Origin of the sequence: Lysinibacillus sp. G01H (genome assembly GCF_028872195.1) — a bacterium.
In the GTDB taxonomy this organism is placed as follows: Bacteria; Bacillota; Bacilli; order Bacillales_A; family Planococcaceae; genus Lysinibacillus; species Lysinibacillus capsici.
The window spans coordinates 4,135,389-4,152,997 of the sequence record NZ_CP118397.1 but is presented as its reverse complement, the minus strand read 5'-3'; the positions used below and the strand labels follow the sequence as shown (position 1 = coordinate 4,152,997).

At 36.8% G+C, this 17,609-nt stretch carries 11 protein-coding genes; 5 read left to right on the top strand and 6 right to left on the bottom strand.

The genetic code is table 11. The annotated features are described in order from the left end of the window. The first annotated feature begins 186 nt into the window (after nt 1–186). Genes PSR12_RS21080 through PSR12_RS21070 form a run of 3 tightly spaced genes read left to right on the top strand, consistent with a single transcriptional unit; the run spans nt 187 to nt 3,053 of the window. A complete protein-coding gene (locus tag PSR12_RS21080; protein ID WP_009374126.1) occupies nt 187–1,266 on the top strand; it encodes a FecCD family ABC transporter permease in 1,080 nt (359 codons plus the stop codon). A 4-nt stretch (nt 1,267–1,270) separates the two neighbouring features. After that, nucleotides 1,271–2,032, top strand: a complete 762-nt coding sequence (locus tag PSR12_RS21075; RefSeq protein ID WP_221683016.1) for an ABC transporter ATP-binding protein — start codon at nt 1,271–1,273, stop codon at nt 2,030–2,032. Between the two features lie 10 nt (nt 2,033–2,042). Then, nucleotides 2,043–3,053, top strand: coding sequence for an ABC transporter substrate-binding protein (locus PSR12_RS21070; protein WP_221683015.1), 1,011 nt, complete (start codon nt 2,043–2,045; stop codon nt 3,051–3,053). 78 nt (nt 3,054–3,131) lie between these two features. Here PSR12_RS21070 and PSR12_RS21065 read toward each other — a convergent pair whose 3' ends face one another. The 4 genes from PSR12_RS21065 to PSR12_RS21050 all read right to left on the bottom strand — a co-directional run bounded on the left by PSR12_RS21065 (nt 3,132) and on the right by PSR12_RS21050 (nt 9,827). Beyond that, nucleotides 3,132–3,788 carry a 4'-phosphopantetheinyl transferase family protein gene (locus PSR12_RS21065; protein WP_274770415.1) on the bottom strand — a complete coding sequence of 219 codons (657 nt, stop codon included), beginning with the start codon at nt 3,786–3,788 and terminating at the stop codon, nt 3,132–3,134. After that, entirely contained in the window at nt 3,785–6,955 is a 3,171-nt protein-coding gene (locus tag PSR12_RS21060) for a non-ribosomal peptide synthetase family protein (RefSeq protein ID WP_274770413.1), read from the bottom strand. The genes PSR12_RS21065 and PSR12_RS21060 overlap by 4 nt, the downstream gene beginning before the upstream one ends. A 136-nt stretch (nt 6,956–7,091) precedes the next feature. Then, a complete protein-coding gene (locus PSR12_RS21055; RefSeq protein WP_004224372.1) occupies nt 7,092–8,840 on the bottom strand; it encodes a methyl-accepting chemotaxis protein in 1,749 nt (582 codons plus the stop codon). Nucleotides 8,841–9,365: 525 nt separating this feature from the next. After that, the gene (locus PSR12_RS21050) at nt 9,366–9,827 is read right to left on the bottom strand and encodes a hypothetical protein (protein WP_009374122.1); all 462 of its coding nucleotides are present in this window, start codon (nt 9,825–9,827) and stop codon (nt 9,366–9,368) included. 149 nt (nt 9,828–9,976) lie between these two features. Between PSR12_RS21050 and PSR12_RS21045 the strand changes: the two genes are divergently transcribed. Together PSR12_RS21045 and PSR12_RS21040 are read left to right on the top strand one after the other, a co-directional pair. Next, complete coding sequence (locus PSR12_RS21045) at nt 9,977–11,314, top strand: AAA family ATPase (protein ID WP_257520656.1); 1,338 nt, start codon at nt 9,977–9,979, stop codon at nt 11,312–11,314. Then, a complete protein-coding gene (locus tag PSR12_RS21040) occupies nt 11,307–12,038 on the top strand; it encodes a hypothetical protein (RefSeq protein WP_257520655.1) in 732 nt (243 codons plus the stop codon). Before PSR12_RS21045 ends, PSR12_RS21040 begins: the two co-directional genes overlap by 8 nt. A 43-nt stretch (nt 12,039–12,081) precedes the next feature. On the opposite strand, the gene PSR12_RS21035 is transcribed toward PSR12_RS21040, so the two are convergent. Then, nucleotides 12,082–17,175: a DUF4132 domain-containing protein gene (locus tag PSR12_RS21035; RefSeq protein WP_274770409.1), complete on the bottom strand. Its 5,094-nt coding sequence runs from the start codon at nt 17,173–17,175 to the stop codon at nt 12,082–12,084. 12 nt (nt 17,176–17,187) lie between these two features. Continuing rightward, nucleotides 17,188–17,607 carry a hypothetical protein gene (locus tag PSR12_RS21030; RefSeq protein ID WP_274770408.1) on the bottom strand — a complete coding sequence of 140 codons (420 nt, stop codon included), beginning with the start codon at nt 17,605–17,607 and terminating at the stop codon, nt 17,188–17,190. Nucleotides 17,608–17,609: the final 2 nt, after the last annotated feature.

Sequence of the window (17,609 nt, the reverse complement as noted above, 5' to 3'; positions counted from 1 at the left end):
TCTCTTTTGAAACAATAATCTTGGTGAATCAAAACCCGCCATTAGTGGAATGTTCATCTACTAAATGTATGCATAATCTATAATTAAAAATTTTCCTGTTGTTTTTCAGTGGATTATCACTTACAATACAAAATGAAAATGATAATCGTTATCATTAACAAAAGTTTAATAGATAGAGGTGAAATTTTGGATAGACAGGAAGCTAACAGAATAGGAATGGGCAATATTTATTATGTTATTATCTTGCTTTTAATAGTCTCTATTTTAATATCTGCCGTTTTTTCTGTATCAATAGGACAAGTCAGCATACCTTTTAAGCAATCGATGGATATTTTGCTACATACTATATCCAATGGAAAACTTGGAACACTTGATAGTGTGGAAAGTGAATCCTATTTGAATATTATTCTACAGGTTAGAATGCCGCGTGTGGTTTTTGCCTTATTAATTGGTGTCGGACTTGCTTTGTGTGGGGCTGTCATGCAGGCGGTTGTCCAAAACCCGCTTGCTGATCCATACATACTTGGTATTTCTTCAGGAGCGTCATTAGGTGCAACCTTTGCTATTCTAGTTGGTTTTGGGAGTAGTGCATTGTTAGCACAATTTGGAGTAGCCTTTGGTGCATTTGCAGGGGCGATGATTACCTCTATGGCAGTGCTTATCTTATCTAGCATTGGAGGTAAAGCAACCTCTGTAAAATTGGTTTTATCAGGGGTTGTTATCGGTGCATTATGTAGCTCGTTTTCAAGCCTTATCATCTTTTTCGCCAATAATGCAGAGGGTATCAAAACTGTTACGTTCTGGTCTATGGGAAGTTTAGCATCTGCCAGCTGGGACAAAACACCAATTTTAACAATCGTGATTGTACTAGGAGCTGCATTATTCCTTTTCCAACATCGTGTGCTAAATACAATGCTACTTGGGGATGAATCAGCTATCACCTTAGGGATCAACTTAAGTGCGTATCGTAAATTGTATATGATTCTTACCTCGCTTATTACAGGAACGATGGTCGCTTATGCAGGTATGATCGGCTTTGTTGGTTTAATTATTCCACATATCACGAGGGGTATTTTTGGGGCAGATCACAAACGATTAATGTTAGGAACATTGCTCTTAGGAGGCCTTTTCATGATTTGGGCGGATATTCTGTCTAGAACATTAATCCAAAATGTAGAATTACCGATTGGTATTATTACTTCTGTCATAGGATCACCATTATTTATCTATATGATTGTAAAAAAAGGTTACAACTTCGGAGGGTAGAACAATGGAATTAGTAGCAAAGGAAATAGAAGTAAAAATCGGCAAAAAGGAAATTGTAAAAAACATATCCATTCATGTGAATAAGCAACAATTTGTGGGCTTAATCGGACCAAACGGATGCGGAAAATCAACTTTACTGAAAAGCATTTATAAAAGTCTAGTACCTCAAAAAGGGATGGTCTTCTTAGATGATTTAGATGTTTTAAAAAGCCCCGAAAAAAAGATTTCTCAGCACTTAGGTGTAGTTGGACAATTCAATGAAATGCACTTTGATTTAACCGTTCAACAAATGGTGATGTTAGGAAGAACACCTCATAAAAAAATGCTAGAGTCAGATAACCAAAAGGATTTTGACATCGTAGAAGAGGCACTGACAAGAACAAACTTACAATCTTATAGAGAGCGCAGTTTTCTTTCACTATCTGGGGGCGAAAAGCAACGGGTTATTTTAGCAAGAACGATCGCCCAGCAGCCTAAATTTATGATTTTGGATGAACCAACAAATCATTTAGATATTCGTTATCAAATTGAAATACTATCCTGTGTAAGAAGTTTAAAAATCGGTGTTTTAGCAGCTCTTCATGATCTAGAAATGGCAGCACATTACTGTGATTATCTTTATGCAGTAAAAGATGGTGAAATCTATGCACATGGTACACCCCAAGAAGTTTTAACACCAGAAACAATCGAAGCTTTATATCATATAAAATGTAAAACATTTACTAATCCAGTGACGAATGGATTAGGCTTTGCATATGGACTGTAGGAGGAAAAACATGAAGAAAAAATTATTATTAGGAATTGGTTTAGCGGCTTTGTTAACATTAACAGCCTGCGGTAACACATCAAAAGATACATCTAAGGAAACACAAACAAAAGAGCATTATCCACTGACAATTGAGAACTTTACAAAGGCTGAAGGTGGATCAACATGGGAAAAGAAAGATCAAGTATTTGATAAAGCACCTGAAAGAATTATGGCAAATACACGCCCAGCTGCAGAATTATTATTACATCTAGGATTAGGCGATAAAATCGTTGGTGTTGGTGCAAACTTTGGCGCAGTTGATAAATCTGTTGAAGAAGAGTATGCTAAGCTAAATATTTTAAGTGATGAATATGTTGGGAAAGAGGTTACATTAGGTACTGATCCTGATTTAGTATTTGGTCGTGGTGGCTTATTTGATAATGCTGAATGGGGAGTAGGGACAGTAGACTCTCTTAATGAAATGGGTGTAAAAACATATGTTTTAGAGTCATCCGTAACAGGCGGCACGTATGATTCTATTTATAAAGATATAAAAAATATTGGTGAAATTTTTAATGTTCAAGACAAAGCAGATAGCTTTATTAAAGAATTAAAAGGTCGACAACAAGATATTTCCTCAAAATTAGAAAGTATAAAAGAAGAAAAAACATTTGCCTATCTGCATACAAATGATCCAAAAGAGCTTTTTGTTTATCCAGCACACGATGAAACATTCTTTAATGATGCATTCAAAATGGTTAAATTAGATAATATTTTCAAAGATGAAACAGGCGATGTAAGTGTTGAAACATTAATTGCAGCAGATCCAGATGTATTAATTCTACCAAACTGGGATGGTTCTGATTTGACAAAAGTACGTGAAGATATTTATGCGAACCCTAAACTTTCCAGCATGAAGGCTATTAAAAATAAACAAATGTATATTGTAGATTACAATTATATGTTTGGCTATGGCTATAACACGATTGATGGAATGGAAGCATTAGCAAAAGAAATGTATCCAGACTTATTTAAATAAAACAAAAAGCGCTGTCCTAGCGGGTCGAATAAATGACACGTTAGGGCAGCGTTTTCTTATTACGGATGATAATTATTGTTATGACTGTAGAAGCTGCTCTTTATTTAATATTGTGGTTATTAACTTAGAATTTTTATTGTTCCAGCAGACGCATACAGGATGTTGCGGATCGAGATAGAATAAATGAGTAAAAAGGTCTTTCCTTGTTTTTTTTATGTTGGTGGTATCAAGCAAATATGGCGATAAGTTTGGCAATAAGCCTGTTTTAAAAAGAGCCTCTTTTAAAGTCCAAAACTCATAAAAAACATGTAAAGGCTGATGAAAGACCAATTGACGCTCTGTCTCAGATAGCGCATATACCATCACATCTTCACTCACTGGCTTTATTTCTTCAACATCAATGCCCACTCGTCCGATAGTGGTGACTGCTAACACGATCCAATTCCCAGAATGAGAGAGATTAAAATCTCCCTGCCAATGAGGGTGTCCTGCAATATATGGGCGCCCAAATTCATTTTGAGCTAGATACAACAGAACTTCATCTATATAGGGAAGAAGTGCCCATCTAATAAGAATGCTACCTAGCAACGCTCTTTGCTGATCCTGCCAGTGCTTGTATTGCTGAACTTTTCTTTGCACCTCACAAGGGAGTACTTTAAGGAAAGCATCCCGTTCTGACGGTGCTAACTGTACTCCTAGAGGAAGTGCAAATAACTGTATAGTTTGTTTTATCATCTTATATTGACTTGTTTTGGTTCTGGAAAGTAGCCTGTATCAATGCCATATTGAATCATTCTGTGAATAAAGGCTTTATTTGGTGCCGCACATTCAATCTTGGTATGAGCTAAAAATTCTATCGTTTTTTTGCAATTGAAGATAAATGGGGAGTCACTTGCTCCATCACCTTCAAGCTGCGCAATGGCTAACGATAAATACTCCTGTACACCTTTTGAATGATCGCCATTTAATAGCCAATCTGTATACTCTTGTGTTGAAACAATTGTTAAGTCATAACCAACTTCCTTAAGCATATCGATTAATTCTAAATAAGTAAGCGATACAGGGTTACATAAATGGAAGACATGGCCGTTGGTTGCTGGCTGGCTTGCCAAAGAAACCAGTGCCTGACTAGCATAATTGATTGGTGTGAAGTCAACATGCCATTGTGCAGTAGGTGTTTTACCTAAATAAAGCATTGATTTAATCATACGGTAAAAGGCATTGTCATCGATATTACGTTGGAATTTACCTGTTTCAGAATGACAGCTTAAATTTCCTACACGATAAATGGAGACAGGGATTGCATCCTGTACAGCGTTTCGAACAAGGTTTTCTGCTTCTAGCTTACTTTGAGTATAAACATTATCAAGCTTTACATTGTAATTGAAGTTACCTTTTGCTTCATTTGGTCCCCATTGTATGGCGGCTAGCTCCTCTGGAATGCCAATTGTCGATACATAATGGAAATGCACACCTGGTTTCTGCTTGGCTATTTCAAGCAAGTAGCGAGTTCCATTCACATTGACATTATTAAAATGATCAGCTGCACCGAAATGACGTACGTCTGCACCACAATGAATGATGGCATTAATTTCTTTCATAATGACTTGTTCATCTTTATCAGATAAATGAAGACGTTGCTTGCCTAAGTCACCTTGGATAACAGTAATACGATCTTTCATCTGCTGAGCAGTAGTATTGCCAAAATAAAATTGCATACTCTCTCTTAGTTTATCTTCAATCGTAGTTTGGGTGCTTGGTCGAATAAGGCAATATATGTGCGCAGTTGTTGTTGCTAATAGCTCATATAATACATGACTACCTAAATAACCTGTAGCTCCTGTTAGTAATACCGATGTCATTGGCAAGGGCTTCACGTTTTGGGAGACTTGTAGAGGACTAGGCTCCATTAAGTCCTTGAATACAATGTTTTTGGCGGGTTCTTTTTGATCTTCAATCGCTTCTGGTTGATAATCGCGAATATAATGATCCAGTTCAGCAATCGTTTGATATTGGAAGAAATCCTGAATCTTTAAGAATGGTATATGTTTTTTCACTTGTACAAGAATCTCGAGCACTTTGAGCGAATGCCCACCAATATGAAAGAAGTTATCGTGAATGCCAATTGGCTCAATACCAAGTACAAATTCCCATGCAGTAGCAAGCATACGCTGTGTATCATTTTCTGGTGCAATATATGTAGTGCTGCGTGATAAAGTTAGTTCCAATGAAGCTAAGTGTTTTCGATCAATTTTTCCTGTAGGGGATAACGGCATTTCTTGCAATTCGATAAATTGCTCTGGCACCATATAATCTGGTAAAAGATTTGCTAAGTAATCCCTTAAAAGACTCTCCTCAAGCTGCATTCCACTTGCCACCGTATAGTAGGCAAATAAATGATTATTTCCATCAGCCATTTTCTTCGCAATGATCACAGCTTCCTGAATGCTCGTATGATTGCTCAATACTGTTTCGATTTCGCCAAGTTCAATACGGAAGCCCCTTACTTTAATTTGAGAGTCTTTACGTCCAACAAATTCAATGACACCTGTTGGCAATAGTCGAACTAAATCACCTGTTCGATACATTTTTTGATCTGGCTTTAAGAGATGAGGTACAAATACTTCAGCCGTTTTTTCAGGCTGATGTAAATAACCTGCTGCTAAACCAGCACCAGCAATACATAATTCTCCGATTTCATTAACGGGACATAGCTGATCGTCCGTATTAATAACATACATTTCATAATTGGCGATTGGTCTACCAATGGGGATACTAGATTGCATGTCTGTTATCTGACTTTTCACCTTAAAATAGGAGGACAAGACTGTACACTCAGTTGGTCCATACACGTTAATAATTTCGGTAGAAAGTCCAAATTTGTCTTGCCATTTTTGAACAATGGCAGGCAATAGGGCTTCACCACCTACAGATAAATAATTTAATGTCGAAAGCTTTTTTCTATAGCTTACTGGTAAATGTGTAGCTAGCTGTGTAAAGAAAGCATTTGGAACAGTAGCGGTCGTTACTTGCTCACGGTCGATCATATCAGCAAATGCCTCAATGGACACACGCTCTATACTTGTAAGCATATGAAGTCTTGCCCCTGAAAATAAAGCAGTAAAAGTTTCTGTTATAGAAGGATCAAAGCTAAAAGAAATAAACTGGGAATAAACATCTTCTTTAGTTGAATGGTAGATTCGTTGATTATCTGTTATTAAATTAATGACAGCTTCATGCTTAAGCATGACGCCTTTTGGCTTACCTGTTGAACCAGATGTATAAATAATATAGGCTAAATCGGAGGGAAGAAGTTCACATTGGATATTTTCCTGTGAATACCCTTGCTCCATTTGGTTGATTGTAAACACTGTGCGTGTTTGGGAATCATTATGTATAAAATCATTCAGTAGAGCTGTATGTTCGTTTTTCGTTATGATAAATGGAGCACCTGTATCGTTTAATAGGTACTGACAACGTTCTTTTGGATAGCTCGGATCAATGGGAACATAAACTCCACCAGCTTTCAGGATACCTAACAAACTAATGACGGTTTCTTTACTACGTTCCATAACTATCGCTACATAGTTTCCTTTTTGCAGACCGTTGGCAACTAACATATGAGCAACTTGGTTGGATTGTTCATTTAGCTGACGGTAGGTAAGTCTTCCACCTTCATAGGATAATGCAATTCGTTCCGCAAATTTTTGTGCTGCCTGATAAAATACGTCAGGTATTGTGGTGTTTTGATTATAGTCAGCTATTGTACGGTTTAACGTTTGATATGCGAGTAAGTCTTCTCCGTTTAATAATTGTGTACGATTGGATGGTAGCGTTTGTTGGTCAAAAGAATACGTATTATTCTGTGATGGGTGTACATCAAATTCTTGTTTATTATTCAATTATGACAACTCCTATTTTAGAAAAGGGCCGACACCTATGAAGGAGTGATTAGCGTCATTAGGTCCACAGTAGTGAATCGATCTGTGAGAAACTAACGGACATAACTCTCCTTTATAAGGGCAGCCCTTTCATTTTTTATTTCACTACAAAGGTATTAACAACATTCATTAATTCATCAGATAGCTCGGATAATACTTGAGCTTCTTCAGAAACTCGTTGTACTGTATTCAATTGAGAGGCAGAAGTTGCTGCTACTGCTCTTGTATTGTCCTTTGAATTGACTGAAAAATCTTCCATATCTTTTACAGCAGATGTTACTTCTTCCATACCAGCTGCCATTTCTTCAATTGTTGCAGAAAGCTCTTGAATTTGCCCTGTCACATGGTGAATGGAAGTTAAAATCTGGCTAAATGATTTTTCCGAATCATTGATCATGACAATACCATGATCTACTTCTTCTACAGCGTGAACCATGATATTTACAGATTCGTTTGTATCATGCTGGATATGAGAAATAAGTGTAGAAATTTCTCTTGCAGATGCCTCAGATTGCTCTGCAAGTTTACGTACCTCATCAGCTACCACTGCAAAGCCACTACCAGCCTCCCCAGCACGTGCAGCTTCGATAGCCGCATTCAATGCAAGTAGATTGGTTTGTGAAGCAATCCCTGTAATGATTCCTACGATTTCTTCGATTTTATTGGAATGTTCGCCAAGTAATTTAACAGAAGCTGCAGATTGATTAACTGCTTTGCTAATAGCATTCATTTGTGCAACAGATTTATTTGTCGATTCATTTCCTCTTTCAGCTTCCTCTGATGCTAAAATCGAGGATTCTGAAATTTGATTGGATGTCATGGCAATACGTTGAATACCAATATTCATTTCTTCAATGGTAATTGTACTTTCTTTTGCCTTTTGTACTTGAAGATCAGCGCCACTTGCAATCTCCTGCATAGAAGATGCTACATTATTATATGAATCGGAAGCTTCTTGCATATTTACAGATAAAACATTGGCTGTGTTTGAAACACGCTCAGAAACATTTGTTGTACTCTTAATAACTTTTTTTAAGTTATCAATCATTGAATTAAAATTTTGTGTGAGCATTCCTACTTCGTCTGTTGAAGTAACTGGTAATGGTTCAAGCTCTAAATTACCTTCTGCGACTTTTTTAGATTGTAAGGAAAGTTGTTGAATTGGTGTTAATTTTTTTCTTAAAAGAGTGTAAACAGCAATGGATGAACCAATTAAGAAAATAACTGTTACTAATAACGTCCATAGGGCTTCAGACATCGCTTTTCCTGTTACCATTGATACGTCATAGTCAATGGCATAAGCAGCCAGCATGTCCCCATTCTCATCCAAGATTGGTGTAAGGCCTGTTTTATAGCTACCATATTCATCGCTATAAATATCTGTTGCTGTTGCTTTTTTTGTATCAAAAACTTCTTTAATTCTTGCTAGGAAATCCGGAGATAAACCCATTGCAATCATATCTTGGTTATACTCTGCCCCTAGTTCAAGTATACTAGATGATAGAACAGGTGCATTAATATTTTCACCGTTAACTGTAATTAAAAATAGATTGGTAATGCTATCAGAATTATCATTGATTGCATCCATTTCACTAGTTAATCGTAGAGCATCGGGGTTACTATTTGTAGGATTCTCTAATATCGATTTTAGTGTAGTAATATCAATGGTTTTGGCTAGGATCATGCCTTTGTCAGAAAGAGATTGATTCATGTCTGTTAAATTACTATTTCTTACTATATAATAAGAAAGACCTAAAGTAACTAATCCGAATAATAATAAAATACTCACTACTATTGCAGTTAATTTCTTACTAATAGACATTTGCTGCTTCTTGCGTGTTTTCATGCTTTTCCTCCTAATATGATATAGCAAATATTTCAAGCTAAGGACTATAAATGGATAATTTAGTCAATGTACTACACATTGAAGATGGTGATGTTATTCGTAGAAGTCCAGATGCGTGTAAACTATTTATAGATGCAAAATAATCTATTTATCCCCTATCATTTAACTACTATACTGCCAAAAAAATTGATTCACAACCCAGAAAACTTACTATTTCAAGGCATGATTTCTATAAATAAACGATAATATATAGTTTTTTAGTCTATATAATTTTTAGGTTAGGTTAAATTTTTACAAAAAGCGACATAATTCCTGGTATAAAAAAGAAGTATGCTCAAATCTTACTTATTTTCGGTTGATTAAAAAATTGGCTGAAATATCAATTTCCAATTCCTTGTTAGGGCTTTTTACTTATTTTGTCATGTCTTTTGTGTAAAGGAATTTGATGATTTTTGTTATGGGAGTAAAATGAAAAAAGGTTATTTCTTTATTCTTAAATAAAGAAATAACCTTTTCTAGTTGTTGCTACGGTCGTGGATTTCCAAATATACCCGGTAGAATATTAGGGAGTCCTGGTATTAATGGTGGTGGGAAACCAGGATATTGCCCTCCAGGACGTGGCGGATAAGGTTGAGGTGGATAAGGCTGTGGTGGATATGGACGTGGCGGATAAGGTTGAGGCGGATAAGGCTGTGGTGGGTATGGACGCGGTGGATAAGGTTGAGGCGGATATGGCGGATAAGGTGGTGGGTATGGCGGCGGATAGGAACTACCAGGAGGTGTTCCTGTACCTGCAGCAGTGATTTGACTAACATCCACAGTCACTATTTGACCATTATCTAACTGAATTTCAGCAGTTCTTCCTCCAGTTCCGAATGTTCGAATTAATGTACCTGAATAAGTACCAGTAGGGAGTGTTACCCATATTTTCATACCTGGGCGAAATTGACTGTTAAAATCATCAGGGGCTAATCTAGGATAAACCAATGAAACACACCTTTCTTCATTTTTTCTAACATATGCCTATTGCGATTTTTGTCATAGGCTATAGGCTATGGATGCTTAAGTTCGAATTTGTTATAAAATAAAACGAATTTCATTATAATAAGAGAAAAAGCTAAAAGGATGTTTAGCATATGGCAATTATTAAGATAAAAAAAATAAACTTACAAAATTTACGAAATGTACGACAGGGTGAAATTGTACTCGCAGTAAATTTTGAGACATTTCTACAAGCGAATGTTGTTGGCCTATATGGACAAAATGGTTCTGGGAAGACAACCATTGTAGATGCATTTAGTTTATTGAAAACACTTCTATCAGGATGGCTTGCTGAAGTGAAGTTGCCCTCTCAAAAGAAAAGACTTATATTGGCAGGAGAGCAAACAGCTAGCTTGGATGTAGAATTTCTAGTTCAAAATCAATTCGGTACATTTTTTGTGAATTACTATGTTGAACTACAGGAGGATCAGCATCGACTATATACTACGTTGGAGCGCCTTACCTATCGAGAAAACACGAAAGGGAAGCGATCAAAGATTTTAGTGGCTGTGACGGAGAGGGATGTACAAATCCGTCAATCGAAACTGGATGATTTGAGTGAACAAGCACGAATTCAATTACTGGTTATTCAACAGTTAGCAAGAAAACAATATATGTCATTTCTATTCCATAAGGATATAAAGGCATTATTACATGAACGACTTTCTGAGCTAGAAATGCAGTTGCTACAAAATATTGCTGTTGATTTTAGTCGAGACTTACATGTTGTTAATACTCAAAATATTGCCCCACTATTTGAAGAACGGATGATGCCATTCAGTATTCATTTAGAGAAAACAAGAGGTCTTATTCCTTATGATTTAAATGGACCAGCTTTATTACCAGAGGATGGATTCTATGCTTTATGTGAGGTTATTGAACAAAGTAATCAAGTGCTCTCAGCCATTATTCCTGGTCTGACGATTAAAATTAATATCATTACAAAGCAAATGATGGACAGTGGCGAACAAGGAATCCGTTTCGAATTTTTGTCTCAGCGTGGGGAGCAGGAATTACCGCTACGAACAGAGTCAGAGGGAATTTTAAAGATCATTTCTATTCTTAGTGTATTGATTGCTGTATATAATAATCCGAATGCATGCGTTGTTATTGATGAATTAGATTCAGGTGTATTTGAATATTTGTTAGGTGAGTTGTTAACAGTGATAGATGAGGATGGAAAAGGGCAACTTATTTTTACTTCCCATAATCTACGTGTGTTAGAGGTGCTAGCTATTAAAAATTTATGGTTTACGACAACAAATGAACATCACCGTTATATGCAGCTAAAAGGTATGAAAGAAGTGAATAACGCTAGAGATGTCTATTTACGTGCTATCCAGCTTGGCGGGCAAGAGGAAGAGATATATAAGGAAACTAAAACATTTAAAATAAAGCGGGCTTTTCGTAAAGCGGGTGTTCAACATGACTAAAAAAGTACTTTTAATTATTGTGGAAGGGCAGACGGAGCAAATTATTTTAGAGGATTATTTAGATGCTCATTTTGCGAACTCCACAATACGCTTTGATGTACAACGAGAAGATATCTTAACAAAGTGGGATGCGCACAAACGCATACCGAATATTAAAAACAGTGTTGTACGAGTGATTCAAAGCTATCTTGAAAAATATAAATTTTTACCCAATGATTTAACAGCGGTTGTTCATATTACAGATGCAGATGGATGCTTTATCGCACCAGAGTGCGTCAAGGTAGATGAGCGTATCGAGCAAAACTTATTTTATACAGAGGATGCTATTTTAGTGAAGTCGGATAAACGCAAAGAACAAATAGAACAACGCAATGATATGAAGGCTAAGAATGCTAGAATTTTGATTGCCAACGACCACTTTAGCATTAACCGTATGAAAGTACCTTATCAATTATTTTATTTTTCTACGAATTTAGAGCATGTCTTATGGAATGAGCGCAATGAAATCCCTACAGAAAAAATACAAAAAGCAGATGAATTTATGGACAATCTGACATGCACGATTGAGGAATATTTAAGCACCTATCTCCCAGTCAGTTCAGAGTTGTCATATAGGGAAAAAATAAAGAAAAGTTGGTCATTTTTAATGGAAGGCTGTCATTCATTGCATCGTGGCACGAATGTACCGCTATTATTTGAAATGATTAAAACAGATGTACAGTAAAAACAGGTGACGAATGGAGTCACCTGTTTTTATCTAGAGTACGTTAGTGCATTTGCTCATAGCTTCGAATATGAGTTAATATAGCTGGATCTTTAATTTTTGTATCTTCACATAGTAATAAGAGCTTGGACATGATCTCAGCCGTCCGTGGATCATCATCCACCATCGGTAAGAAAATTCGTCCACGATGCTGAGATGGGACAGCAATAATTGGGATCATGGAACCGCCTATTTGATGCACCACACCACTTCCTAAATGTAAGGAGTAACTTGCTAGCTTACCTTCTACGAGGGCATGTTGCTTTTTCACTTCCACATTGTTTAGCTTCAATAATTTAGCCAATTCTTCTACGATAATACTGCGCATTTCAACAGTAGAATGACTTGCCTCAGGGTCTACACCACCGACATGAGCTACGCTGACAACGAGATCAATATCTCGCATAACCTCAGAGAATATCGCAGCTGGAATATCATCTAAAACGATATCTTTGCCTGTTAGTCGATCATAGAAGTAAACACCTTCGATTGCAGGTGCTTCAATTTCTGCTGGCGTAAACCAATCTGCCTGTGCATACAAGGATGCCACAATATTTTCCTTATAATATACTTTACGTGGTCCTGTTTCATAGCTGATTTGCCAGCCACGTGTTTTCAACAGGGCTACTGTTTGTGAAGGATTTACTTGATGCCCTGCATAGCGCAATGATTGTTTCTGTGCTTTTTCATCAGCATTAATGAGATATAACTCACGGAACACTTGCTTAAATGGCTGTTTAATTTTGTGCTCGAACATATAGGATTGCCATTGTCTCCATTGACCACTTTCTAGAAGGTGGTAAGGATGAGCAATTTTTATAGAGGACGTAGGAGCAAGGTCCACAATGTGAGCCGATAGAAGCTGTAAACCTTCTGGTGTAAGCATTCCGACGTCATTATCGCTAATAAATAGTAGTTTTTGTAAAAGCGGAGCTAGAATCGGATGGGCTAATAAATGAATAAGCTCCTCGACCGAAAATACTGTTTCTAATTCCATTGCTTGCTCAAGCGCTGGGCGGGCTCGTTTATATTGCTCTTGTAAGTCTTTTCGGGCTTCCTGCAAGGTTACAATATCAGCATGCTTTTTTAAGGCAGCAGGAACGTTCTTTAGACGTTTACCATCCTTTTCAACAATAATAGCTACAGAGGCATTATCTTCTATTTGTAGATGGGCTGTAATTTGCTCGATTTGTTGTGCTTTAAATAAATGCTTCATATCGTTAAAGGAAGATAATTCCATACGCCATGTGAAGCGAGTGGCTTCTCCATCGCCTGCATTGCGCGCTAAATTTTCTAGAGCGATACTTGCTGCTCGAGCCTCACTTGCGCGGCGTTGAGCACCAAATTGCTTACTTTCCTTTAAAAACTGTTGAATAAATTGGTAGCGTGTTAAGGCATCTTTATCATCTGATTTTTTTAGTGGGATAAGGCCTAATGCACGTAGTTTATCTTTATTACGCTTGTCTTGGATTTCTTGCATTAATGGTTTAGGACTAAGCTTACCAATGGCAGTATCTGCATAAAGCTGTGCCCTACGATGATTAGCTCCTTCTGAAGCATATTTTGCTGCATCATAGACAATTTTGAAATTTTTTGCACCGAGTGTTTGGTAAGCACTTTGGAACCAAGCTAAATCGAATGCCCCATCACGGAAATCCTCAGCAGTGATGCTAGAGAAAAGGGCAATTTGATCCTTGGCATAGTCGGACAAGGAATCTGTTGTGTGAGCAATAAAATACCAAGCTGATTCTTTTAGTCCATCCCAACCAATTACTTCACTGACAAGGTCTATCCAATGCTGGTTATACATCATTGCTTCAATTAAACGCTCTTTAGAAATGTCTGTTTTCTGCCATGCTTCTTTTAATTGCTGCGCTGTTTCTTCTTTTTTGGGGTAACAGTTGGTTAGCAATCGGGAGAATACATCCTTTTTCGTTTCTGCCTGCCAAATATAGCCTCGCGCAAGCTTTTCTCCGTCAAGTGCCTGTAGAATCTGTAAGAAATAATCAATACCCTCAAAATAAGAAATGCTACTAGCAAGCTTTGTTACAGCAGTAGGCGTATCACCACGTTTTAGTTCTATGGCTAAAATACGATCAATCGCTTGTTCACGAATAGTAAAGAAATCTGTTAAATCTTCAAACGACTGTTGATAGCGTTCTAGTAACTTAGTTGGCTCATTAAATATTTCTGAAGCGAGCGTGTTGGTAAATATGGCTTCAAATAAGTGATCTTGCGTAAATAAACCAACTTTCATGGCGTCTAAATATTGGAATAAAGACAAATTGTAGACGTTTGGGCTATAGCTAGCATTTTTCATACGCTTTGTTAGCTCTTCATTGATAGCTAGCATTTTGACATATTCACCATAGGTTGAGTAATCAGACCAGCATCGATCAACAAATGACTCAACGACATCTAAATCGATAATAGTAGAAGTGGAACGATAGTAATAATAGCTCTTCTCTCGAACGTCAAGTTGCCACTGATCCACAGGAATTTGTTCGAGTAGCTGTAGCATAATGCCTATTGCCTGTTCAAAGCGATTAAATTCGGGTGCATGCTTTTGTAGTAACGAAAGAGCTTCCTGATGTAGTATTTTGTCACCTGAGATTTTGTCGATATCTTGGGTTAATACTGTGAATATCTGTTGAATTGTATCGTCATATTTCAAGGAATTCAATTGAGTAACACGTTCTTTTAATTCTTTGTATTGGAAGAACGGTTTAATTAGTGTATGAGCTGCTTCGGAAAGATCATGAGCAGAAGGGTATTCTGATAGACTATGATAAAAATTAAAATAGGCTAAGTCCTCATTACTAAATAATGTTGACTTCATCCATTGAATAATTTCTTCAGGGATAGGATAAGCATCAAGACTAGCATGTCGTTGATTATCTGATTTAGTTGCCATTACACTATATTCTTGCCCTAATGTAGTGGTAATGGGTGTGTCATTCCAATGATATGTTTCATACTCTAGTTCAGCATGTTTATCTAAAACCCGAATAAGCTGTTCAAGCTTAGATAATAACTTATCAATATCGTATTGAAAGAATTTTTCAAAAGGTGTAGGTGTCTGTACATAAAGTGGAGCAAGCTGTTGCCAAGGCTCTACACCATTCATTTGAATGGCTCCATCAGAAATACAGCCATATTGAATAGGGGGATGTGGCGTATACAAGCCAAAGCCATTACTCTCGTTATACTCAGGGACATCCCTTGTAATTAATTGCTCTAACAAAACTTGCTCGTTTTTAGTTACTTTTGGTAATAAGGAGCATAAAGATGTAATTTGCTCGCTTGCTAAGTTGTGTTGCTTAGAGGCTTCTAATAGTAATTCAAGCCCTCCAAGTCTCTTTAACTGCTTACTATCTTTTAACAGCCTTTCAGCACTTTGTAACAGATTATTCTGTGGCTGAACTTTTAAGAGTGAAATAGCCTCTTTTCGAAGTGCACCTGATTTATTTGCTAAAAGATCTTCAATCTTTGCTATTTCCTCTTCTGTTGGTGTTAAAGCACGTATTTTTTTTAACGCGAGAGAACGATTGATGGAACTACGATCTCGTAAAGAATTAAATAAAAATTCGCGTTGACCTTGTGTGGTGACAGGTTCTAGACAATAAATATTCAGTAGGCCGATTCTGCTAGATGGTGAGTAAGATTCTGCATGCTCAATAATTCGTTGGAATAATGCCTCATCTTGTACATGATGGGCTAAAATAATTTGTGTTGAAATTAAATCTTCTAATGACAAATGGACATGGACGAAGGATAGCGGTTTACCTGTAATGTTAAGTCCATCTTTCGTAATTTCATTTTTTGCCCACTCAAGCTGTTCAAATAAAAGGTATTCAATCCCTTGTAACTGTGTGTTTTCTTGCATGAAGGTTTGAAGGATTTGCGCCCATTCATTGTCTCTTGCATACTCACTATTAATATGGTGATTAGCATAAAGAAAATTGCCCCATGCAAAGGCAAACAACTCGATATCTTTTGTTGATAAGATTAAATCCTTTACAAATGGCGCTGTGAAGGAAATTTTCGATAAGTTTTTCAAAAAGGCAAGCGTTGTAAGTTGGATATGTTTGTCACGTTTTAAGAGAATTGTTACAAGGTCATTTAATTTCGTATAGTCCTTTGTAGCAGTTGCCCATAATGCAACATAGATATCAATTGTACGTTCACTCGTTAACAGTTGCTCAATAAAGCTGTCTTCTTCGATTGCTTGGATGGCTAATGCAAGAACTTCCTCGGTTATTTTTTGATTTTCGAAGCTATTATAGCCAAGTCCCATCCAAGTATCGACTGCTCGAATTACAGAGGAGAAGCGTGTTAGGCGTTGTTCCTGAATAAGCTTCATCATGTAGAGTTGTGCATCAAGATTGCCATGGTCAATATTTTCTACTATTGCCTGTCGTAAACCTTCTTGTCGTGCAGCTGCTAATAAGAGTTTGCCAAGTGCATCATGCATACGATGATTATTTGATTTAAAAATACCTCGAATGAATGGATGACCGAAAAAGCTACTTTGATGTTCATCAAATAAAATACCCTCTACTGCTTCTTCAATTGACGGGTTCTCTAATGATAGTTCTTCAGCGAGCAACTGCTCAAAGACGTTAAAACCCATTACTTTTATATTTTCATTTTTTAAGACATAAGAGCTATAGTTTGGGTAGGTTCCATGCTCATATTGACGATGATTTGTTAACAACTCCTGCAAACTAATTTCCGCAAATGTCAGCATCTCTTCTATTAACTGTAAACATTGAAACAGATGGTCTTGCACTGGTTGAGATGAACGAAAAGATCGACGTAAAACACCTCTTTGGAACATTGTAGCATCAAAGCGTAATGCTAGTTTCTTGATCTTAAGTGCCCGTTCTTGTGAAGAAAACAGGGTAAGCACTTCAAATAATGGTCCACTAAATAACTCTTCAAGTGATGAATATTGCTGAACGTCTATAAGCGTTTCAATGTCATAATCTCTATTGTCCATGTATTTTAACAATGCAGCTGCTAAAGGCTGTATGACTATAGGTGCAGAATCAACTATACTTTGAAAATGTGTTTTTTGTTCATGTGAAAGTGTCATATAAATCCCTCCTTACCAAATTCGTCCTGCAAGCATAGTAAGTTTAATAAATGTAAAGACATCGTCCTCCTGTATGTTTAATGGTGTAGAAAGAAAATTTAAAGATTCTTCATTATGAAGGACTAAAAACAGCTCGTCCTGAAAGGCTTGAAGCATTGTGGAAATAGCTTGATTAACTGACTGTACAGTATCCTTTTTCTTTTCTCCAAAATGTACTTTGCCATATTGAGCTGCGTCTTCTAGTTGCTGATCCGTTAAATAAAGATGAAGTGGTGTATCTACCATTTTCTCATTAAATTGTTGAACCTGCTGTGTAACAAGCTGAACAAGTAAGTCTTGTAACGTTATGACGGGCTCTTCAATTGAAAATGGAATTTTTTCAAGTTTACGAGACTTCTTACCGATTACTTTTTGCTGGTAAAATAAACGCAATC

What these genes read in the sequence shown, in the direction of transcription:
- PSR12_RS21075 (WP_221683016.1), top strand. Translation starts at nt 1,271, where the DNA reads ATGGAATTAGTAGCAAAGGAAATAGAAGTAAAAATCGGCAAAAAGGAA.
- PSR12_RS21070 (WP_221683015.1), top strand. Translation starts at nt 2,043, where the DNA reads ATGAAGAAAAAATTATTATTAGGAATTGGTTTAGCGGCTTTGTTAACA.
- PSR12_RS21065 (WP_274770415.1), bottom strand. Translation starts at nt 3,788, where the DNA reads ATGATAAAACAAACTATACAGTTATTTGCACTTCCTCTAGGAGTACAG.
- PSR12_RS21055 (WP_004224372.1), bottom strand. Translation starts at nt 8,840, where the DNA reads ATGAAAACACGCAAGAAGCAGCAAATGTCTATTAGTAAGAAATTAACT.
- PSR12_RS21045 (WP_257520656.1), top strand. Translation starts at nt 9,977, where the DNA reads ATGGCAATTATTAAGATAAAAAAAATAAACTTACAAAATTTACGAAAT.
- PSR12_RS21040 (WP_257520655.1), top strand. Translation starts at nt 11,307, where the DNA reads ATGACTAAAAAAGTACTTTTAATTATTGTGGAAGGGCAGACGGAGCAA.
- PSR12_RS21035 (WP_274770409.1), bottom strand. Translation starts at nt 17,175, where the DNA reads ATGACACTTTCACATGAACAAAAAACACATTTTCAAAGTATAGTTGAT.